Origin of the sequence: Aeromonas sp. 3P, from assembly GCF_051919745.1 — a bacterium.
Lineage (GTDB): Bacteria > Pseudomonadota > Gammaproteobacteria > Enterobacterales > Aeromonadaceae > Aeromonas > Aeromonas veronii.
This window is the reverse complement of sequence record NZ_JBQBED010000001.1, coordinates 3138489-3159274: the sequence shown is the minus strand read 5'-3', so window position 1 is coordinate 3159274 and position 20786 is coordinate 3138489. Positions and strand designations below refer to the sequence as shown.

21 protein-coding genes and 1 tRNA gene are annotated in these 20786 nt (G+C 55.8%); 12 read left to right on the top strand and 10 right to left on the bottom strand.

The window, feature by feature from the left end; all coding sequences use genetic code 11:
* Window positions 1–255 precede the first annotated feature (255 nt).
* From pbpG to ACTG19_RS14530, 9 genes are all read left to right on the top strand, one after another.
* Entirely contained in the window at window positions 256–1167 is a 912-nt protein-coding gene (pbpG, locus tag ACTG19_RS14570; protein WP_005336410.1) for a D-alanyl-D-alanine endopeptidase, read from the top strand.
* A 223-nt stretch (window positions 1168–1390) separates the two neighbouring features.
* Window positions 1391–2428: an acyltransferase gene (locus ACTG19_RS14565; RefSeq protein WP_439989205.1), complete on the top strand. Its 1038-nt coding sequence runs from the start codon at window positions 1391–1393 to the stop codon at window positions 2426–2428.
* A gap of 291 nt (window positions 2429–2719) precedes the next feature.
* Window positions 2720–4762: a TonB-dependent receptor gene (locus ACTG19_RS14560; RefSeq protein ID WP_111899793.1), complete on the top strand. Its 2043-nt coding sequence runs from the start codon at window positions 2720–2722 to the stop codon at window positions 4760–4762.
* A gap of 21 nt (window positions 4763–4783) precedes the next feature.
* Entirely contained in the window at window positions 4784–5449 is a 666-nt protein-coding gene (locus ACTG19_RS14555) for a PepSY-associated TM helix domain-containing protein (RefSeq protein WP_439989605.1), read from the top strand.
* Window positions 5450–5801: 352 nt separating this feature from the next.
* Window positions 5802–6101 carry a competence protein CoiA family protein gene (locus tag ACTG19_RS14550; RefSeq protein ID WP_439989204.1) on the top strand — a complete coding sequence of 100 codons (300 nt, stop codon included), beginning with the start codon at window positions 5802–5804 and terminating at the stop codon, window positions 6099–6101.
* Window positions 6102–6150: 49 nt separating this feature from the next.
* Window positions 6151–7238, top strand: a protein-coding gene (locus tag ACTG19_RS14545) for an IS3-like element ISAs22 family transposase (RefSeq protein WP_439988879.1) whose coding sequence is annotated in 2 segments (ribosomal slippage) — window positions 6151–6403 and window positions 6403–7238 — 1089 coding nt in all. Because the reading frame shifts where the segments join, the coding sequence is not laid out codon by codon here.
* Between the two features lie 116 nt (window positions 7239–7354).
* Window positions 7355–8128 (top strand): hypothetical protein, encoded by a 774-nt coding sequence (locus ACTG19_RS14540; protein WP_439989203.1) that lies wholly within the window; start codon window positions 7355–7357, stop codon window positions 8126–8128.
* 77 nt (window positions 8129–8205) lie between these two features.
* On the top strand, window positions 8206–9624 hold the full coding sequence (locus ACTG19_RS14535) for an IS66-like element ISAs21 family transposase (protein ID WP_004576012.1): 1419 nt from the start codon (window positions 8206–8208) through the stop codon (window positions 9622–9624).
* Window positions 9625–9684: 60 nt separating this feature from the next.
* The gene (locus tag ACTG19_RS14530) at window positions 9685–10014 is read left to right on the top strand and encodes a hypothetical protein (RefSeq protein ID WP_439989202.1); all 330 of its coding nucleotides are present in this window, start codon (window positions 9685–9687) and stop codon (window positions 10012–10014) included.
* 212 nt (window positions 10015–10226) lie between these two features.
* Here the strand turns inward: ACTG19_RS14530 and ACTG19_RS14525 are convergent, their stop codons facing one another.
* From ACTG19_RS14525 to ACTG19_RS14490, 8 genes are all read right to left on the bottom strand, one after another.
* Window positions 10227–10754 carry a hypothetical protein gene (locus ACTG19_RS14525; protein ID WP_439989201.1) on the bottom strand — a complete coding sequence of 176 codons (528 nt, stop codon included), beginning with the start codon at window positions 10752–10754 and terminating at the stop codon, window positions 10227–10229.
* 202 nt (window positions 10755–10956) lie between these two features.
* Window positions 10957–11151, bottom strand: a complete 195-nt coding sequence (locus ACTG19_RS14520; protein WP_407704210.1) for a helix-turn-helix transcriptional regulator — start codon at window positions 11149–11151, stop codon at window positions 10957–10959.
* 127 nt (window positions 11152–11278) lie between these two features.
* The gene (locus ACTG19_RS14515) at window positions 11279–11503 is read right to left on the bottom strand and encodes a helix-turn-helix transcriptional regulator (RefSeq protein ID WP_174531735.1); all 225 of its coding nucleotides are present in this window, start codon (window positions 11501–11503) and stop codon (window positions 11279–11281) included.
* Window positions 11504–11754: 251 nt separating this feature from the next.
* The gene (locus ACTG19_RS14510) at window positions 11755–12639 is read right to left on the bottom strand and encodes a hypothetical protein (protein ID WP_439989200.1); all 885 of its coding nucleotides are present in this window, start codon (window positions 12637–12639) and stop codon (window positions 11755–11757) included.
* A gap of 20 nt (window positions 12640–12659) precedes the next feature.
* The gene (locus ACTG19_RS14505) at window positions 12660–12854 is read right to left on the bottom strand and encodes a hypothetical protein (RefSeq protein ID WP_439989199.1); all 195 of its coding nucleotides are present in this window, start codon (window positions 12852–12854) and stop codon (window positions 12660–12662) included.
* A gap of 10 nt (window positions 12855–12864) precedes the next feature.
* A protein-coding gene (locus ACTG19_RS14500; protein WP_439988875.1) for an IS3 family transposase occupies window positions 12865–14027 on the bottom strand; the annotation gives its coding sequence in 2 pieces (ribosomal slippage) (window positions 12865–13772 and window positions 13772–14027; 1164 coding nt in all).
* Between the two features lie 63 nt (window positions 14028–14090).
* Entirely contained in the window at window positions 14091–15116 is a 1026-nt protein-coding gene (locus ACTG19_RS14495; RefSeq protein WP_439989198.1) for a tyrosine-type recombinase/integrase, read from the bottom strand.
* Window positions 15117–15380: 264 nt separating this feature from the next.
* Window positions 15381–15466 (bottom strand) — tRNA-Leu (locus ACTG19_RS14490).
* A gap of 143 nt (window positions 15467–15609) precedes the next feature.
* Between ACTG19_RS14490 and ACTG19_RS14485 the strand changes: the two genes are divergently transcribed.
* Window positions 15610–16143: an RDD family protein gene (locus tag ACTG19_RS14485; RefSeq protein ID WP_162628446.1), complete on the top strand. Its 534-nt coding sequence runs from the start codon at window positions 15610–15612 to the stop codon at window positions 16141–16143.
* Between the two features lie 74 nt (window positions 16144–16217).
* Here ACTG19_RS14485 and lptG read toward each other — a convergent pair whose 3' ends face one another.
* Together lptG and lptF are read right to left on the bottom strand one after the other, a co-directional pair.
* A complete protein-coding gene (lptG, locus tag ACTG19_RS14480; RefSeq protein ID WP_439989197.1) occupies window positions 16218–17288 on the bottom strand; it encodes an LPS export ABC transporter permease LptG in 1071 nt (356 codons plus the stop codon).
* A gap of 25 nt (window positions 17289–17313) precedes the next feature.
* Window positions 17314–18426, bottom strand: a complete 1113-nt coding sequence (gene lptF, locus ACTG19_RS14475; protein WP_162515121.1) for an LPS export ABC transporter permease LptF — start codon at window positions 18424–18426, stop codon at window positions 17314–17316.
* A 172-nt stretch (window positions 18427–18598) separates the two neighbouring features.
* Here lptF and pepA point away from each other — a divergent pair, with 172 nt between their 5' ends.
* Both pepA and ACTG19_RS14465 read left to right on the top strand, forming a co-directional pair.
* Window positions 18599–20107 (top strand): leucyl aminopeptidase, encoded by a 1509-nt coding sequence (gene pepA, locus ACTG19_RS14470; protein ID WP_005336423.1) that lies wholly within the window; start codon window positions 18599–18601, stop codon window positions 20105–20107.
* Between the two features lie 174 nt (window positions 20108–20281).
* Window positions 20282–20737 (top strand): DNA polymerase III subunit chi, encoded by a 456-nt coding sequence (locus ACTG19_RS14465; RefSeq protein WP_150995509.1) that lies wholly within the window; start codon window positions 20282–20284, stop codon window positions 20735–20737.
* The last annotated feature ends 49 nt before the right edge of the window (window positions 20738–20786 follow it).

Sequence of the window (20786 nt, the reverse complement as noted above, 5' to 3'; positions counted from 1 at the left end):
CAAGCAATGCTGCATGCCAATCGGGACCGTTCTGGTCCCGATTTTTTTAGCGCAGGCTTCCGCTCGCCATCACGACCAGCCCATAGTTTCAATGTAAAAAAAGACTCCATGGAGACCTCTTTTACGCTCTCCTCGCCGTCAAAGCACGCTCAACGCCGTAAATTATCAATATCAAGGTGAGAATGATTGTGAAGCGCCAGTTCACGACATATAACTTAGCGAGATATCCCTGTATTTCGTCCGGTAGAGCTGATCATGATGATGCGTTCCCTCCTTCCCCTGTTGCTTGGCGCAGTAATGCTGCCGGCCACTATGGACAGTGCCCATGCCAACCCCTTTTCCGCCAGCAGCAAGAGCAGCAGCGGCTTTCTCGAGCGACGGGATGTGCCCAACCTCAGTTCGGCCGCTTTCGTGGTGGCCAACCACAGAACCGGCGAGGTGATCTCCGAGCGCAACGGCAACCGGGTAATGCCCATCGCCTCACTCACCAAGCTGATGACGGCGCTGGTGGTGCTGGATGCCAACCTGCGCCTCAACGAAATGCTCACCGTGACCAATGCCGACATCGACCGCATCAAGGGAACCGGCTCGCGCCTGGCCATCGGCTCCAGGCTCAGCCGCGCCGAAATGCTCCATATCGCCCTGATGTCCTCTGAAAACCGCGCCGCCTCGGCGCTGGCCCGCCACTATCCCGGCGGCCAGCGTGCCTTCGTCGAGGCGATGAATGCCAAGGCCCGCATGCTGGGGATGTGGAATACCCGCTACGCCGACAGCACAGGGCTCAACCCGCGCAATGTCTCCACCGCGCAGGATCTCGCCAAACTCGCCGCCGCAGCGGCCTCCTATCCGCTGATCCGCCAGTACTCCACCGACGAGCAGAGCTATGTGCGTACCAACAAGCGTCAGCTGCACTACCTCAACTCCAACCGGTTGATCCGCGAAGGGCAATGGGAGTTCACCCTCTCCAAGACCGGCTATATCCGCGAAGCGGGCCGCTGTCTGGTGCTGGGCACCAAGGTCAATCGTGAGCCGGTGATCATGGTGCTGCTCAATGCCGAGACCACCAACGATCGGGTCGCCGATGCCAAGCGGATCAAAACCTGGCTGGAGAGCTCGGGCAGAACCACCCTTGCAGCCAACCAGAGCAGCATGCTGACTCACCAGTAAGATCGAGATCCCCAACCAAGCGAGGCACCTGCCTCGCTTTTTTTATCTGCATGAGCGCGCCCAAAAAATGGGATCTAGTTCCCGCTACAGGTAACACCTTCCGCCATCCCGTTACAAAACGTAACTACTCAACAGTGTGATTCACACTAATAGAATCAATTGGTTGTAACCTAGCAGTAAGAATTTTAGCGTGCCATCACAACCCCTGTAACGACGAGCCACCATGCGTATTTCCAGTATCGAGTGCGGGCGGGTACTGGCCATTCTGGCCGTGATGACCATTCACGTATCCCCCTTCGCCCATCCCTTCAATCCCACCCTGTGGGGAAGTGGATCCTGGCTCTGGCTGAGCGGCACCATCAACCAGTCATGCCGCTTTGCCGTGCCGCTGTTTTTCCTTTGTGCCGGTTACTTTCTGCAACCGAGACTGAGCCACGAAGCGCCGCTGACCGTTGCCTGGCGCTACTGCCGCCCCTTGCTGCTGCTCTGGCTGGTATGGAGTCTGGTCTACCTGCTGGTGCCGTTCAATCCGCTGGATGCTGTACAGCAAGGCTATCTGGCCTCCCTGCGCGGGCAGTGGCAATTCCAGCTCGGCGACCCCCTCAATGGCTGGCTGGTGGGCGGCATGATCCACCTCTGGTTCCTGCCAGCCCTGGTCATGGCGGTGGCCCTGCTGGCACTCTGTTACCGGCTTGGCAGACCATCACTCGCCATCTGGCTGGGTCTTGGCCTCTACCTGCTGGCGCTGCTGGGGGGCTCCTATGCCAAGCCGCTGCTGGGCGCCGAGTGGCCACTGCTCACCCGTAACGGCCCCTTCTTCTCCCTGCTGTTTGTGGCGCTCGGGGCCCTGCTGCGCCAGCGTCAGTGGCAGCCCGATGCCCGCACCGGCTGGCAATTGCTGCTGGCGGGCGTGGTGCTCTATGGCTGTGAAGCCTGGGCGCTGCAGCACTTTGCCGCAGTGCCGCTCACCCGCCACGACTTCCTGCTCGGCTCCCTTCCCTGGGCTCTCGGCCTGTTTGGACTGCTGCTGGCCAACCCCGAGTGGGGCAAGGGCAGCTGGCTTGAACGTCAGGCCCCCAAAGTGCTCGGGATCTACTGCCTGCACATGATGCTGGTGGTCTGGCTCTTCGTGTTTGGCCCGCAGGCCGCATCCATCCTGTGGGAGATCGCCAAGGTGCCGCTGCTGCTGGGATCGTCTCTGCTGGTCTATCGCCTGCTGGCGACTATCCCCCTCACCCGCCGACTGCTGAGCACTCGCTGAGTCCGATATCCGGCCCGTCCTATCGGGCCGGATATCGCTTCATATTTCGCACCTTTTTCTTCCGCTACGCCCTTTTCCCTCGCTTCGTTCTCGCGGTTTGCTGTAATGGCTCTGCTTTTCAGCCGAGCTCTGCCGACCACACAACACGCACCCAAAGCCCCCTCCATTTTCACCTTGCCAGACAAATGAAAATCAATATCATTGGCATCCCGCTTAAGCGGGTCAGGCTAATTATAATTAAATCAATATGTTCGAGCCGTCAGGTCGACATCCAAAGAGTCAATATTGAATATGCAGCACCCTCACTTTCGCAGAACGCTGGTCTCGCTGGCACTGCTGGGCACCGGCTTCACTGCCCAGGCCGCCGATGAAACCATGACAGTGGTTGGCAAACGATCCCAGCATCAGGAAGTTGCCACCGCAACCCGTACCAATACGCCAGCCAAGCTGGTGCCCCAGACCATCGACAGCGTCAAGGTCAGCGAGCTGACCGCCTTCGGCCAACCGACGCTGAGTGAAGCCCTGAGCGGCATTCCCGGGGTCAACGCCAGCGGTGATACCCGCTTCGACGGGGTCAACATCCGCGGCTTCAGCGCCAGCAACGACTTCTATCTCGACGGGTTCCGCGACGACATGCAGTACACCCGGGATCTCGGCAACATCGAGCGGGTAGAAGTGCTCAAGGGCCCGGCCGCCGTGCTCTACGGCCGCGGCAGCACGGGGGGCATCGTCAACCGGGTCAGCAAGAAGCCACAGAAAGGGCAGGAGTCCAGCGTCACCGCCCGGGTCGGCAGTTTTGACAGTCAGCGGCTGGCTGCCGACCTCAATGGCGAGGCGAGTGAGCAGGTGCAACTGCGCCTCAACATGGCGCAAGAGGACAAAGATAGCTTCCGCAACGGCGTGAAGAGCAAGCGCACCCTGCTGGCCCCTTCCGCCAACTGGGAGATCAGCGACAACCTAAACTGGTTGGTGCAGTACGAGCGCAACGAACATGACCGCACCCCGGATCGCGGCATTCCCGGGGTCAATGGCCGTCCGGCCGATGTGCCGCGAGAGTATGTCTACAGCGATACCAGCCGCGACTTCATCGATGACGTGGCGCAATCCACCCGCTCCCGCCTCTCCTGGGATATCAACGATCAGTGGCAGTTGCGCCAGCAGCTCGGGTACTCCACCCTCGACAGCCAGTTTGACAACACCTATGTCACCAGCGTCAAAGGGGATCAGGTGACCCGCTCCCGCTGGCAGCAGGATCTGAAAGCGAAGAACCTGATCAGCAACACCGAGGCCGAAGGTCTGTTCCAGACCGGCCCGGTGGAACATCGCCTGCTGGTCGGCTTCGAGCAGAACTGGCAGGAGCGCACACCCAAGCTCTACCAGAACGCCACCGCCATCCCGTCTGGCAACCTCTACGACCCCGGCTCACTGCCTACCTACAATGGCGCCATGAAGCTCTCCAGCGACGCCAAACACAAGGTGCGCGGCAATGGCCTCTATCTGCAGGATCAGCTCAGCCTGGGTGACTGGCATCTGGTGGGCGGGCTGCGCCGTGACGACTTCACCGTCACCAGTCGCCGCTACGACCTCAACAAGGAGGAGAGCGTCTCGGTCAACAGCCTGAGTCCGCGCCTTGGTCTGGTGTGGAATCCCCTCGAGGATCACGCCTTCTACACCTCCTACAGCAAGACCTTCACTCCGGTGGGCGGCGAGCTGATCGGCATCACCCCGGGTGACAAGAACAACGGGCTGGAACCCCAGCACACCCGCCTCTACGAAGGTGGGGTGAAGAGTGACTGGCTGAACGGCAAGCTGGCGACCACTCTCTCCCTCTATCGACTGGAGATGTACAACAAGCGCACCAAGGATCCGCTGGATCCCACCAAGGTGATCCTCACCGGCCTGCAGCGCACCGAAGGGGTCGAGCTAAGCGCCCGCGCCGAGCTGACCGACGAGATCTACCTGCGTGGCGGCTTCGCCATTCAGGATGCGGAGCAGGTCAAGGCGGATGCGGATCTGCAGGGCAAACGCCCGATGAACGTCTCCCGTCAGAATGGCCAGTTCTATCTCGGCTACAAGAGTGGCGAGCAGGGCTGGTTCGGTGAAACCGGCGTGACGGCGGTGGGCGATCGCTTCGCCGACAACGCCAACACCACCACACTGCCCGGTTACGCCCGCTTCGATGCGCGCGCCGGTTATCGCTGGCAGCAGTGGGAAGCCGAGCTGAGCGCCGAAAACCTGACCGACCACGAGTACTTCGTCAGCGCCACCAGTGCCACCCAGATCATGCCGGGTACGCCCCGTCAGCTGAGCCTGACCGGTACCTACCGTTTCTGATCTCTGTGACAACCACCCCGACTGGCCAGCCCTTGCTGGCCAGTTTTTTATGAAGCAACCACGATGAAACGCAGAAGAGTTCCCCTTCACAACAACAAATGGGTACGCCGCCTCCATGCCTGGGCCGGTTTTTTTACCCTCGCCCTGATGCTGATGTACGGCATCACCGGCCTCTGGCTGCAACACCGTGCCGTGTTGCCCATTCCCGGCCCCCACACTGACAAATCGAGTGAAGAGATAGTGCTCAAGGCGCCACTCGCCAGCCCGGAGCAGCTGAAAAGCCTGCTGCAACAGCGCTATCCCGATACCTTTGCCGACGGACGAACCATGATCACCCCGGCCCAGACCCTGCCCACCCCGAACGGCCCGCTCACCCTGCCCGCCAAGTGGGAGATGCGCGGCGTCACCCTCAGCCAGAGCGTGGCCGCCAGCTATGTTGAGGGTACCCTGCTGGTACGTACCGACCTGCAACTGGCCAACTTTGCCGCCAGCCTCAACCGGCTGCACCGCGGCATGGGTACCGGCCTCGGCTGGCAGCTGTTTGGCGATATCGCCGCCCTGGCCCTGCTGCTGCTGGCCCTCACCAGCCTGTTTATGTGGACCAAGCTGCACGGCACACCCAGTGCCATCATCGTGCTGACGCTCGCAGGTACCCTCGGGACCCTGCTGTTTGCCCTGCTGGGATAGCACGGCAACCATGTTCTGATGCAGCAAGGTTTGGAAAAAAAACGCCATAGAAGCAGGCCGCTGGCGGTGATGCCGTCAGCGGCCACATCAAGAAAAGGAAATAATGGAGAGCAGGAAAAGAGAAGGGATACCAAGAGGTAACGGGAAGTACTGCCAGCTCAACAGTAACGCCCCAAAAGCGCAGAAACGCAAAAAAACAAAAGGCCATCATTGCTGATGGCCTTTCGTCATGAATTTGATGGTGCCGGGGTCTCTCTCGAATTTGATGCATAAGATTATGATTTTAATCACTTTAATGTTTATGTAATAGTGTTTGAGCCCCCATAAAGGCCCCCAAATCACTTGTACTGGGATGAAACGTTATGACACAAACCACGTATCCAACACCCGAATACATTGCAGTTGGATCTGGCCCTGCAATAAGACTCACGGGATAATTGAGACATCTTTCACAAGAAGGTCAGTGCCAATGCCAGTCAAAATGAGCCGCGCTTTTGATGCTTCAAAAGGAATTGTGTCGATTGAGGATGTACCTAGCGGTAAGGCGTGTGGGTGTACTTGCATAGACTGCAATGAACCGCTTGTTGCAAAGAAAGGTGAAGTCAATCGGCATCATTTTGCTCACGAACCGGTAATCCCCCCGAAAAACTGAGGTGCTCATAAGTAGAATTTTCTCGTATCTTGAACGCAGGAGGTTCTACATGAAAACATCACGCTTTAGCGATGCACAGATCATCGCCATCCTCAAGCAGGCCGAGTCTGGTTCACCCGTCCCTGAGCTCTGCCGTGAGCATGGCATCAGCTCCGCCACCTTCTACAAGTGGCGCTCCAAATTCGGTGGCATGGATGCCTCTCTCATGGCGCGCCTCAAAGAGCTGGAAGAGGAAAATCGTCGCCTTAAGAAGATGTATGCCGAGGAGCGCCTAAAGGCTGAGATCATCTCCGAGGCGATGGCAAAAAAGTGGTGACGCCATCTGCCCGCAGGGAGATGGCGACCAAGGCTGTGGCTCATTACGCCATTTCTATCCGTCTGGCTTGCCAGGTGTTCAAGGTGAGCGAGGGTTGCTACCGTTATCAGCCCGTGCTGGCTGATGAAAACCAGGAGATTGCCGACTGGCTACTGCGCCTCACCGCCAACCAGCGCAACTGGGGTTTCGGACTGTGCTTCCTGTACCTGCGTAACGTCAAAGGCTTTGGCTGGAACCACAAGCGGGTCTACCGGATCTATCGGGCGCTAGAGCTCAATCTGCGGATAAAACCCAAGAAGCGGCTAGTACGCGCCAAGCCGGAGCCGTTGGCAGTCCCTGACCAACCGAATCACTGTTGGTCGATGGACTTTATGCATGACCAGCTCAGCGATGGTCGTTCGGTGCGGTTGTTTAATGTGATCGATGACTTCAATCGCGAAGCACTGTGCATCGAGGTGGATTTTTCCTTGCCTGCCTCGCGAGTCAAACGGGTGCTGGAGCAGGTCATCGAGTGGCGGGGCAAACCAGCCGCAATCCGCTGTGATAATGGTCCGGAATACATCAGCGAAGAGCTCAAGCAATGGGCGCAGCAGAAGAGGATTGCGCTGAGGTATATCCAGTCAGGCAACCCGCAGCAGAATGCCTACATAGAGCGATTTAACCGCACTGTGCGTTACGACTGGTTGGGCCATTACCTGTTTGAGTCACTGAATGAGTTACAGGAATTTGCCACGAACTGGCTGTGGGTTTATAACCATGAGCGGCCCAATATGGCGCTGGGCGGCTACACGCCGAAACAGCGCTTGGCACAGGCCGCATGACCTCTACTTTTGAGTGCTCCAAAAAATGGGGGGATTACCAACCCACCCCCTTGTCGGATGTACCGTATGCCAATGTCCGGGAATGCCATTGGATGCCTGAGACGGATCTCCACATTATGGCGAAGGAAGTTTTGGCCGAGGATATGCAGTTGAGTTTGCCAATCGGCTTCACCAGCCCAAGGCAGGAGCTTTTGGCGTTCGATACTGTGAAGTTGGAGTTCCCGGAAGGCAGCCGGATCCCCGATGTGATCGGCTATGTGAAAGGTGAAAAAATCCTGATTGAAATCGCGGTCACCCACTTCTGTGACGAAGCGAAAGTGAAGTATCTGCGACGCATCAATGCGACCTGTATTGAGCTTGATTTCAGTAAGTTTTCGTTAGATGTCGAGGTGCTTTCAAAGGACTCCGTGCGTGCCTACCTTGCCCATTGCCCGAAGAAGTTGCTTACAGCTGCGCCAGTAGGGCCAATCGCTGAGGCCTTCCAACAGCAAGAACGTCGGACTATCCGCAGTTTGATTGAACAAAGCAGGAAACTGAAAGATCAAGTACAGGAGCTAGTACAACAAGTTAAGCGCTACGAAGCTCAGGTCGCTGGTTATCAGCCAGAGCTCACGCAGATGGATGCTGTGATTGCTAACAAAAGAACGCTGATGGCTGGCCTAGAGCGACGTATCGAAGAGGCGGAAGATCGCCTGTTTGAGGTAGAGAAGGAAACGCAATCGCAAAAGGAACTGCTTGCGCTCAATGCCTCCCGTCTTCAACTGCTAGATCAGCTATCCATTCGGGAAGCGGCTTTGAAAAAAGCGGAGAGGGCCGTAGAGAAGCGAATGGCAGAGTTGGATAAGGAAGTACAGTTGCGGTTAAGTAACTGTTCACCCAGATGGCATTGACAGGAAAAAGTGAGACGATCATCCCTTGATCCACTGTTGCCCCTTGCCTGATCCCGCCAGCTTGGCACCATCACGTCATGAGCAAACCCATTACGCCACCACCCGGCCTGCCGCTGACCCTCGAGCAAGCCAACGAGCTGATTTACAAGCTGATGGCGCGCATCGCCGAGCTTGAAGACCGCCTCAACCAAAACAGCAATAACTCCTCCAAGCCCCCCTCCACTGATGGCTCGGGGACCCCGCCTGCGCGCAAGCGCCCCGCTTCCGGCAAGGCTCGTGGTGCCCAGCCTGGCCACAAGGGGCAGCGGCGTGAACGTCATCCTGAGGACGACCGACTGACGGCAATACCACACTATCCTGCCCGGCAGTGCGCCTGCTGTGGTGAGCAGGTGGTGTCCCATGACAAGCCCTACCGGGTTCATCAGGTGTTTGACCTGCCCGAGGTCAGCTATGTGGTGACAGAGCATCAGCTGTATCGGGGCACCTGCCGTGGGTGCGTCACCACCAGTGAAGCAGCCCTGCCCGATACGGTGAGCCACAGCCAGATGGGGGCTAATCTGCTGAGCTATATCGCTTTGCAGAGTGGTCAGTTCCACCAGAGCATCAGCAAGATACAGCAGCAGCTCAAGCAGCACTTCGGTTTGAGCTTTAGCCGAGGCGCCATCAGTGAAGCGCAAGGCCGGGTCAGCGCCATGCTCACCCCGACCCACCAAGCCATCAAACAGCAAGTGCAGTCTGCCGCCATCATCCATGCCGATGAAACCCGGCACCAGCGGGGCGGTGAGCGACGCTGGATGTGGCTGGCCCTGAGCAAGGTCGCGGTCTGCTTCATGACGGCGTTTGGCCGCGGTCAGGAGGCAGCGAAGCGGTTGCTGGGCAGTGAGCTTGATGGGGTGCTGGTGACCGACCAGTATGCGGGATACCGCTTCATCGACAGCGCCCAGCGCCAACTGTGCTGGGCGCATGTGCTGCGCAACGTGGCGGCGATTGCCGAGAGTAGCGACGCCGTCAACCAGCCTATCGGAGCCCGGCTGGTACTGCTGGCTGACACGGTGTTCAGAACCCGGCATGGCTATGAACAAGGCTGCTTAAGCCGGGAGCAGTACCAGCGAAGGTTGCAGCGATGTCGGCAAAGCTGGCGAAGGCAGCTGGAGCGGGGCAGTGTACTGTGTTCCAAGCGCTACCGTGGGCGCTGCCAGTTACTGCTCAAGGACGATGAGATGCTATGGCGTTTTATGGAAAACGACGAGATAGCGCTGACCAACAATGAAGCGGAGCGGGCGCTGCGTGGCTATGTGCTGTGGCGCAAGGGAAGCTATGGCGTCTGGTCGCATCGAGGCGAGCAGTTCAGGCAGCGTATCCTATCGTTGGTGGAGACGGCCAAGCGATTGGGCCGCTGCCCGCAGGAGTGGCTGAGGGCAGTTGTCAGGTCCTGCATCGAGAAAACCGACTACCCGTTCCCGGAGGAGTTGGTGCTGTCAACACCGTCCCGGTGAACGGTTACGCGGTTAAAAGGTTTAAGTGCTGATCTGGATAATCGTGAGCATGAACTTAAAATGCGTGACGTGAAGTTAAATGGCTCACACTCCTTACTGCTCTTGAAGACTGCTGACCTCCGAGCTAAGGAAGAGAAATTAAAACAAGACGAAACTGACTTTATGAAACGGGTCAACAGTGAAGCGGCACGTCTAGGTAGAGCTCAGTGTGAAATGTACAAGAAGCAAAATATTGCTGTGATTCGGGCTTGGGAAAACTATTACGATTCAATGATCAAGAAGATAGAGAAAGTCCGTCGGGAGTTCTGTTCACGTGTGACATTCCCAGAGACGCCGCCCGCACTGGAAAAATTCGACGTAAATCAGAGTACACTTCATTTTAGTGACTGAAGGGTGCTTGACGTAATCATGATTGGTTCACACACGATAACCTCTATATCTAATATTTTGCAAGTTAACCAAACCAGTGAGGTAAGAGGAAGCACTACTTTCGCCCCCCCCCCTTACCTCTCACCCTTCACTGTAGTGTTATTACCTTAACTCAGTAGACAGTAGTGCATACACATAATATACATGCTTAAACCACATCAGATAGCCATTCCTTACTTTCCCCTTCTGACACCATGCTCAACTAGCAAGGTCTCAATACGCAATGAATCAAGGTAAGTTAATGCTGCACAATAGACTTCAAGCGTCCCCCTTCGCTTATCCCCGCTTATGGGTGGAGTTGATTGCCACATGAACTTGTACACATAACTTACCTGCCTGATAGCATCTCGGATGGGGTCTTCTTTCACGGGCCTAGGTGTCTTACCATTCCATAAATCAATATTATGCCGACGTTTAAGCTTTGCCTTCAGCGACTTCATCTTGTCCTCATCTGCTTCAACAAGAAGATGAAAGTGTGGTAGCCATACTTGTTCTCCTTCATTAAAGTCGACTTCCAATGCTCCATATACTGGACTTGTGATTCCTACTTTCTTGAGATCCCGATAGAGTTGCTCTTTCAACTTCTGCGGTTTTAGCGCATGTAACTCACTCTTCGCCAATACATCATGATAAAGGATCACAGTGACAAACCGATAGTTATTACCAATAACCTTAGGTAATACTGACTCGATGACTTTCATTCTCTTAGTTCTAGTGCACTGCTTGCATGCTAGAGAGTTACAATCATGATCGTCCTCTTCTAAGCAAGACCATAACTTCCAAGCTATTTGTTGATGCTTTTCATTACCAGTTTTAAGAAGAAGTGTAATCCGTTTCTCAGTCTCAATTATTGTATCATCAGGCGATTCCATGAGATTACAAAGATCTCTGCGGATAGATAGTCTATTCATATCTAGCCTCAGCTTCAGAACCAACTGTTGATACCAAATGGTCGACATCTGATCTTCGCCATCCAACAGAGCTTCTTCCAGTCAACTTGATTGACTTCGGGAACAGCCCATTGTTCATTAGTCGATATATGGTTATTTTGGATAACACACATCCTTCTACAACATCGTTGATTCGATAGACCTTCATTGCCATGATATTTCTCCTTTTCTAATGCCATGGCTTCTTTACAGTTTCAACTTATAGCCTTGCTTTCAGCACCTCATTAAAAAGAGACCATGCAGCCCGGCAGATTGAACACTCAAAGTCTCTGCCCCTATGTTGCTTGTCCATTATTACGAGTATTCATCCAGTTGCGCACATCTTCCATCCACCATGCGGTCACTCGCTCACTTAGCTTCACAGGCTTAGGGATCTTGCCAGAGGCAGACCAGCGCCACAGGGTCACAACGGAGATCCCCAGCAGAGGAGCTAATGCTTTAGCTCTGATATAACCTCCCATTGGTAATATATGCTGGTTAGTTGCATGGGCTTCGTTCATCGACATATCTTGAATACTCCCTTATTGTTTTAACGTGTTAAGGGTATTCAAACACAAGTTGAGGTCGTATCGATGATAGGTTGGCCATACCTTACATCAGGTAAGCATTAATCGGCCTACCTGATGTAAGGTAAGTGTCAATAAATCGACCTAACATTAGGTAAACATCATTCAACTTACCTAACATCAGGTAAACATCACCCCCCTTACATTAAACAACGTATAATCGAGCCAACATGAAATTCGTATAATCATTTGCTCTTGTGAGGGCGACCAGAATTCATAGCAGCGCCTAATATCCGCTCTATCTGCTGGTCTGCCAATATGGCTTTACCACTATTTGTTTCACTGAACAATACATGCTCATGATTTAATATTGTGGCCGCCCACTCTTTCGCTGTGGTACCACATTCGTCAGGCCAAGTTCTCTTTGCATAGATCGCAGCAGCTAATATAATCTCACGATTTACTGCATGGCGTTCTGCAACACCATTAGGTTTAATTTCTTTCGGAGGTCTAGATTGTGCCTCTTGCTCGCTAGCTGACTTACTAATCCTTAGCAAAGGTTTAGTGTTACCGTTATTGGTAAAGCATTCATCTATCCGAATTAGATCGACATTCTTAAGATAACAGTCATGAACTGTGGGGCGGAACCCCCACTCTTTCAAGTCAGCATATGCAAAATCACCATCACTGGTTACAGCCGACACTCGTATAAGAAGGTATTCCATATCCGGAAGCATGTCATTTTCAATGTCAGTCACTATATAAGGTGGTAACTGCCAAAGTCCATAAAGCTCGGCTTTGAACTCAGATTCAGATTCAAAACAAATAATATTCCCATCATCATCACTTTCTATTGTTCCAAAGCCAAAAGGGCGCATGGATGTATTAAGGTCAAATGTAAATATTCCTTTCTCACATAAGTCTTGATGCTGAGGAAAAGAATCTGTTATTTTTGGAAAATAAACCAAAGCTGTAGGGTTGTCTTTTAAATATAAATATATTGCTACTCTCTCAGTAGCCCCAAAGTGGATGAGATCTGAAACATCGCAACCTAGCAACTCTGCAGCCCTATCTAATCTACAGTATTCAAGTTGTTTCAGAATGTTCCGCTTATTCTGAGTTGTTGTCATCGAGCCACCTTTCAATGTTGTTAGTCCACTGATGTAAGATTCACTGGGCGCACGTTGCCACCCTGCTGGGATTCATAAAAATCTGCCAGCCACTGCAGCAACTTGCGGCGGTCGTCCAGGTACTCGGCACGATGGTAGGCCGCCCGCACCTTATTGCGTTCTGCATGTGCGAGCTGACGCTCTATCACATCAGGATCAAACCCTTCCTCGTTCAAGGTGTAGTGGTCAACTAAATCCGGACACTTGGTTAGGCCGTTCTTCGGCTTTTGCTGGCGGTATCCCGTCATTGTGTTGATGTGGACGCCGCCAGTTGTAGTAATCCATCAGGTAGTAACTGATATCCCGCTTCGCCTCTCGCAAGTTCATATATCCCATAGCCGGGAGCCACTCTGACTTCAGGCTTCTGAACAACCGTTCCATCGGGGCGTTATCCCAGCAGTTGCCACGCCGACTCATACTCTGGGTCATGCGATAGCGCCACAGTCGTTGCCGAAATGCCCCGCTGCCATATTGGCTGCCCTGGTCAGAGTGAAACAGCACGCCTGACGGACAACCTCGTTGCTGATACGCCATCTCAAGTGCTTTGATGGCAAGCTCTGCATCTGGTTTATCTGACATCGCCCAGCCCACGACCCGCCGGGTGTGCAGGTCAAGCACCGCTGCCAGGTAATGCCAACGACCACCTGCCCAGACGTAGGTGATATCGCCACACCACACCTGATTGGGTTGCTGGACATCAAATTCGCGGGCCAGCAGATTGGGAATGTCCGGTCGTTCAGACTGTGCCACCTTATAGCGGTGTGCGCCCGGCTGTTTGGATACCAGCCCGGCTTCCTTCATCAGGTTACGTACTTTGAATCGACCAATCTGATACCCCAACTCCCGCATCATCGACATCAAGGCGCGGCTGCCAGCCGAATCCCTGCTCGCTTTGAACAACCGGCGCAACTCAGAGCGCTGTTGCATGCGCTCACGGTTAATCGCCCGCCTACGGGCCAGATAATCGTAAAAACAGGAGGTGGGAACATCGAAAGCGCAGCAGACCAAGGTGATGGGGGCTTGCTCCCTTAATCGGTCTATCAGCGCGTACGTGTGAACTCGTCCGCCATCAAGAGAGCAGTAGCCTTTTTTAGAATGTCCTTTTCACGTTCGAGCCGGTTGATACGGGCTTCCAGCTCCTGAATTTTTTGCTGCTCCGGAGTCAGTGCTTTGCCGATTGGGGTTGTGCCAGTTCGTTCGGATTGCAGTTGCTGAACCCAGCGACGGAGCACGGTTTCACCGACATCCAGTGAACGGCTGGCTTCAGGGACAGAATATCCCTGGTCGAGCACCAGGGATGCAGCTTCGAGTTTGAATTCGGCAGTAAATGAGCGACGTAATCTTGTCATTGAACACCTCAGGTCATGGTGGCGACTGTACCACCTAAAATGGTGTCCGGGATGATTAGACCACTACAAGGTGGTGGAGGCCAGCGCCCTGAACCCGTGCGGCGTAGCAATGCCTGCATAGCCCATACGCCCCATGGCATAGCTCAGGGTGTTCTCGCTAATAGGCTTGGTCAGGCTGCGCTCGCTCGGGAATAGCAGTTCACAATGTCCTGTAAGTTGGCGCAGCTCATCAAGCACGGCTAGCGCTTGGCGAGAGAGAGGAACGATATGGGGGGCTCGCATCTTCATCCGCTCAGCAGGGATCCGCCACTCCGCCCGATCCAGGTCAAACTCTGCCCAGCGGGCAAAGCGCACCTCACCGGGGCGGGTCATGGTCAGCATCAGCAAATGGAAGGCAAGGCGGGTCGCAGGGTTCAGTGGTTCAACTGCTAGGCGGCGGTAAAACTCAGGCAGCTCCACTCGGGGTAAGGCCGGTCTGTGCTCCTGCTTGGTGGCTTTTAGGGCCCCTTTAAGATCTTGGGCCGGATTGTACTTGGCTCGCCCAGTCTGGATGGCATAACGCATGATGGCACTAAACCGCTGTAATATCCTTCCTGCTGTCTCCGTTGCCCCCCTCTTTTCCACCTTACGCAAGGTATCCAGCATCATAGGGGCCGTCAGTTCTGTGACAGGGACTAATCCCAGCTCAGGAAAAGCATCCGCCTCCAACGACTCTATTACTCGGGTGGCGTGGCCAGAGCTCCAAATGGCAAGTTGGCTATGGTGCCATTCCCGAGCCAGAGCCTCAAAGCTGTTCTCACTGGCAAGCCTATTGGCGATCTTCTCTTGCTTACGGACAAGACTGGGGTCATACCCTTCGGCGATCAGGCGGCGGGCATCATCCCGCTTAGCTCGCGCTTCTTTCAGGGACACATCGGGATAGACACCTAGGGCGAGCTTCTTCTCTTTTCCCGCATGACGATACTTGAGTTTCCAATACTTGCCGGACTTGTTAACCAGCAGGAACATGCCCTTTTCATCCGTTAGCTTGTCGCCGCTCGGCTTGCCACTCCATATAGCCTGCTTGACTGTTATGTTATCTAAAGGCATCTGGGGGCCTCCATATCAAATGATGGGGGCCTAAGTTACTGCAGATTGTGGCGGAAGCATCGAGCTAGCAGCCTTGCAGGTTAACAGTTGGCCCACAGTTGGGGGCCTAAATTTTGGTGGCTTAACATTGAGCCCCCAGAAAGGCCCCCAGTATTTGGGGTATGCTATGAGACCAAATGATACGACAAGACATAACAAAAAACCCGCAGAGCCTTAAGCTATGCGGGTTTCAGGTCTGCCGTGATACGGCATGAAATTGTAATATGGTGCCCGGGGTCGGACTCGAACCGACACGGTTATTCACCGGCGGATTTTGAATCCGCTGCGTCTACCGATTTCGCCACCCGGGCAACTGCGAGGGATTATACGAATGGCGCGATGCCATGCAAGGTGTTTTTCGATTGAACACTCCCGTTTGTTCATTTATTCAACGCATTGCCGATGCGGGGCCAGTTACATAGAATGCCGCCATCATCTTAATGGAATAAAAACGATGGCCAAGCCTAAAAAAGTCCAACAAAAATCCCCCTCTCCCGCCACTCAGCCATACCCGTCAGCGGGTCTGCTGCGTCGCCTCGGCGCCCTGATCTATGATGCGCTGGTGGTGACTTCGCTGCTGATCATCGCCGGCTTTATCGGCATGGGTGTCGCCAAGCTGTTGCTGGTCACCGGCATGGCCAGCGTACCGGCGGGTGAAGATACCGTCTGGTTGCTGACCCGCCACCACCTAAGCCTGATCTACACCCTGTGGCTCGCCTTCGTCATCTGTGGTTTCTACACCTGGTTCTGGACCCGCGCTGGCCAGACCGTCGGCATGCGCGCCTGGCGGCTGCGCATTCAGAACGAAGATGGCAGCCACATCCGCGTTACCCAGGCGCTGATCCGTCTCGCCACTGCCGCCTTTGGTCTGGGCAACCTGATGTGCCTGTTCAACCGCCAGCGCCCGCGGGCGTTTCAGGATATCTGGGCCGAGTGCGAAGTGATCGTGCTGAGCAAAGAGGCAAATCTGGAATTGCTTAACAAGTAATCCCGGATCAATGCAATAACGAAAGAGGGCACCAACAGGTGCCCTCTTTGCATTTCCTCATAACCTCGTGCGGATTACTGCTTGCGGCTGAGGATGTAGAAGGAGATGCCGCCAAACAGCAGGCTGGGCGCAATAGCCGCCAGAATCGGCGGTACCGCATAGACCAGACTGATGGGACCAAACACCCGATCACTCACATAGACGGCGAAGCCGGTCATGATCCCCATCAGCATCCGCGCGCCCATGCTCACCGAGCGTAGCGGGCCGAAGATGAAGGAGGAGGCCAGCAGGATCATCGCCACCACCGAGAGCGGTGACAGTAATTTGCGCCACATCTCCAGCTTGTAGCGACCGGCATCCTGCTTGTTGGCATCGAGATAGCCGATGTAGTCGAGCAGACCGGAGACCGAGAGGTTCTCAGGGTCGATACTCACCACCCCCAGCTGCTTGGGCGTCAGCTCCGAGCTCCACTCCATCTTGTCATGCTGTTCGCTGCGGATCTGCGCCGGGTCGTCGAAGCGGGTAACCTGGGTCTGCTTGAGCAGCCAGTGGTGGCGCTCGAACACCCCCTCCTGCGCCTGCACCACATCGACCAGCTTGCGCTCGGGGGTGAAGCGATAGAGGGTGATGCCGGTGAGGGCGCCATCGTTACGCACCCCGTTGATATTGACGAAGTTGTTGCCATCGCGAGCCCACACCCCGTAGGCGGAAACCGTCAGACGACCTTCGGACAGCGCGCCCGCCTTGATGTCATCGGCCATTCGCTTGGCGATGGGGGCCACATATTCCCCCATCAGCCCCACCATGATCATCAGCGGGATCGCCGTCTTGAGCGCCGCCATTACAATACTGATCTTGGAGCGACCCGCCGCCTGCATCACCACCAGCTCGGAGCTGGTCGCCAGCTGACCCAGGCCAATCAGGCCACCCAGCAGCGCCGCCAGCGGGAAGAAGAGCACCGCCTCCTTGGGCATGGAGAGCAGCACATAGTAGAGGGCGTTGATCATGTCGTAGTTGCCGTCACCGACCGACTTGAGCTGCTCCACATACTTGATGAGCCCCGCCAGACCAACGAGCGTGATTTCACACAGCAGGATCGACATAAAGATGACCCGACCGATATACCTATCGAGAATGCCAAACATCAGCAGAAGTTCCTATGTTGCAGCATCATGCTGATTTTCTGTTGAAATAGCGCCCTTTCACCCCGTTCCACCAGCTGGTGCCCTGCAGATTGAGGGGCAGGCCGATAAACAGCAGGTAACCGAGCGGCACCAGGAACATCCCCGGCCAGTAGGGTAGCCGACCGCTGTCGATGGCCGAACGGGCGGCGCTGAGCAGCAGGAAGTAGGAGAGATAGAGCATGATGGCCGGCAACAGCTTGGCGTAGCGCCCCTGACGGGGATTGACCCGCGCCAGCGGCACCACCAGAAGGGTGAGCACCGGAATAGAGAGGGGCAGCGAGATACGCCACTGCAATTCCGCCATCATGGCGTTGTCCTGGGTACCGAACAGTTCCATGGTCGGCTTGGCCGCTGCCTTGCGGTTGGAACGCTCCATCTCTTGCTGGCGGATCACCAGACCATATTCGCGAAAATCGGAGATCTGGAACTGTTTGCCGGAGAAGTTCCCTTCGTAGCGGGAACCATCCATCAGAGTCAGCCACTGCAGACCGTTCTCATCGACCGTCACCACCCCTTCGCTCGCCACCACCACCGAGGGAGGATTGTTCCCCTCCGCCCGCTGCAGCACGAAGATCTTTTGCAGTTTTGAGCCGTTGTCGTTCAAATCCTGGATATAGGCAACCAGACGCCCCTTGTCGAGCTCCATAAAGCGGCCCGCCTGCAGGAAGGAGATACCCGGATCCGCCTTGAACTCGTCGATCACCTGATACTCGCGCTCCTTGGCCTGCGGGGCGATCCAGCCGGTGTTGAACGCCGCAACCACCGCCGTCAGCAAGGCCAGCAACATGGCGCTGCGCATCACGAAACGGTGGCTGAAGCCGACCGCATGCATCACCGTCATCTCGCTTTCGGCGTAGAGGCGACCATGGGCAAACAAAATGGCTAAAAAGAGACTGATAGGCAGCATCAACAACGCCATATTGGGCAAGTTGAGCAGCAGCAGGGTGGAGACCAGACGTGTCGGCACCTCGCCATCGGCGGCGTCACCGATGATCTTGATAAATTGTTGGCTGACAAAGATAAGCAGCAATACGAATAACACTGCCAGCTGGGTTTTCAGGGTTTCCCTGAACAAATATCGGAAAACGATCACAGTCATTCCCAAGTAAACTTGTGTTTTTAGTCGAATGCCTGAAAAATAGGGCCGTATATTGGATTTTTACCAGTTTGAACTGCGGAGCCTGTGGCTGTTCGCTCCGCCTCTGATACCCCAACAAGCACCGCATTATTCAATAAAAGGTGCCTTTTGTCTTTAGGATGTAGGAGATTCCATGGAGTTCAGTGTAAAGAGTGGCAGTCCAGAGAAGCAACGGAGCGCCTGCGTCGTAGTCGGCGTATTTGAGCCTCGTCGCCTCTCTCCGGTTGCCGAACAACTGGACAAGATCAGCGATGGCTATATCAGTTCGCTGCTGCGCCGTGGCGACCTGGAAGGGAAACCAGGCCAAATGCTGCTGCTGCATCAAGTACCGGGCGTGCTCAGCGAGCGCGTACTGCTGGTCGGATGCGGCAAGGAGCGGGAACTCGACGAACGCCAGTACAAGCAGATCATCAACAAGACCATCACCACCCTGAACGAAACCGGCTCCATGGAAGCGGTCTGCTTCCTCACCGAGCTGCACGTCAAGGGTCGGGATACCTATTGGAAGGTGCGCCAGGCGGTAGAAACCACCAAGGCGGGCCTCTACAGCTTCGATCAGTTCAAGACCAACAAGGCCGAGCCACGTCGCCCGCTGCGCAAGCTGGTATTCAACGTGCCGACGCGTCGGGAACTGACCATTGGTGAAAAAGCCATCGCTCACGGTCTGGCCGTGGCCAAGGGTGTGCGGGTCTGCCGCGACGTGGCGAACATGCCGCCCAATGTCTGCAACCCGGCCTATCTGGCCTCCCAGGCCCGTCGTCTGGCCGATGCCTACGACAACATCACCACCAAGGTGGTGGGCGAGCAGGAGATGGCCGAACTCGGCATGAACTCCTATCTGGCTGTGGCCCGCGGCTCCGACAACGAAGCCATGATGGCCATCATCGAATACAAGGGTCATCCGGATGCCAAGCCCATCGTGCTGGTCGGCAAGGGTCTGACCTTTGACTCCGGCGGCATCTCCATCAAACCGGCCGACGGCATGGACGAGATGAAGTACGACATGGGTGGCGCCGCCTCCGTGCTCGGTACCATGCATGCGCTGGCCCAGCTGCAACTGCCGATCAACGTCATCGGCGTGCTGGCAGGCTGCGAGAACATGCCGGGTGGCAACGCCTATCGCCCGGGTGACATCCTCACCTCCATGTCCGGCCAGACCATCGAAGTGCTCAACACCGATGCGGAAGGTCGTCTGGTACTGTGTGATGCGCTGACCTATGTCGACCGCTTCGACCCGGAAACCGTGATCGACGTGGCGACCCTGACCGGTGCCTGCGTCATCGCGCTGGGTCACCACACCTCGGGTCTGCTGGCCAACCACAACCCGCTGGCCCACGAGCTGCTCAACGCCTCCGAACAGGCGGGTGATCGCGCATGGCGTCTGCCGCTGTTTGACGAGTATCAGGAGCAGATCGACAGCCCGTTCGCCGACATGGCCAACATCGGCGGTCGTCCGGCCGGCACCATCACCGCGGCCGCCTTCCTGTCACGCTTCACCAAGAAGTACAACTGGGCCCACCTGGATATCGCCGGGACCGCCTGGAAGAGTGGCAAGGATAAAGGCTCTACCGGTCGTCCGGTGCCCCTGCTGACCCAGTTCCTGCTGAACCGGGCTGGCGTGGATATCGAAGAGAAAGAGTAACTCTCCGGCCCCTGCCGATGGCTGCATCGGAAGGGTTGGCGTTACCCTGAACCACAAGGAAGAGGCCCGCCTCTTCCTTGTTTCATTCTTGAATCAGTGAGCTGCGGACGGGAAACGCCCCGTCAGCCTCATGAGGCGGTCAACAGTCCGTCACCGCAAAACGGGATCAACCTGATGAGCCAAGTGACCTTTTACCTGATGAGCGAACAGGATGACGCGCAGGCCTCTGCGGTCGAGCGACTGGCCTGCACTCTTGCGGCCGAGTCGTGGGGCGCGGGCCATATCTACCTGTTCTGCAACGATGAGGCCCAGGCTCTGCGTCTGGACGAGCTGTTGTGGCAACTGCCGCCGGAGCGCTTCGTGCCGCACCAGCTGCAAGGCGAAAGCGGCATGGCTCCGGTGGAGATCGGCTATCAGCCGCCGAAACGGCGCTACGCCCGCCTCATCAATCTGGCCACTGCGACACCTTTGTTTGCAGGACACTTCGCTCAAGTGGTAGATTTTGTCCCCACTGACGAAACACAAAAGCAGCAAGCTCGCGAGCGCTACAAGCACTATCGCCAGGCAGGCCATGCCCTCGAGATGAGGGACCAGCCCGTCCTTGCCGCACCGGATCCGGCGCAGCCCTGACTGCAACCAATTGATCCATAAAGAATCAACACCAGACTCCATCCATCCA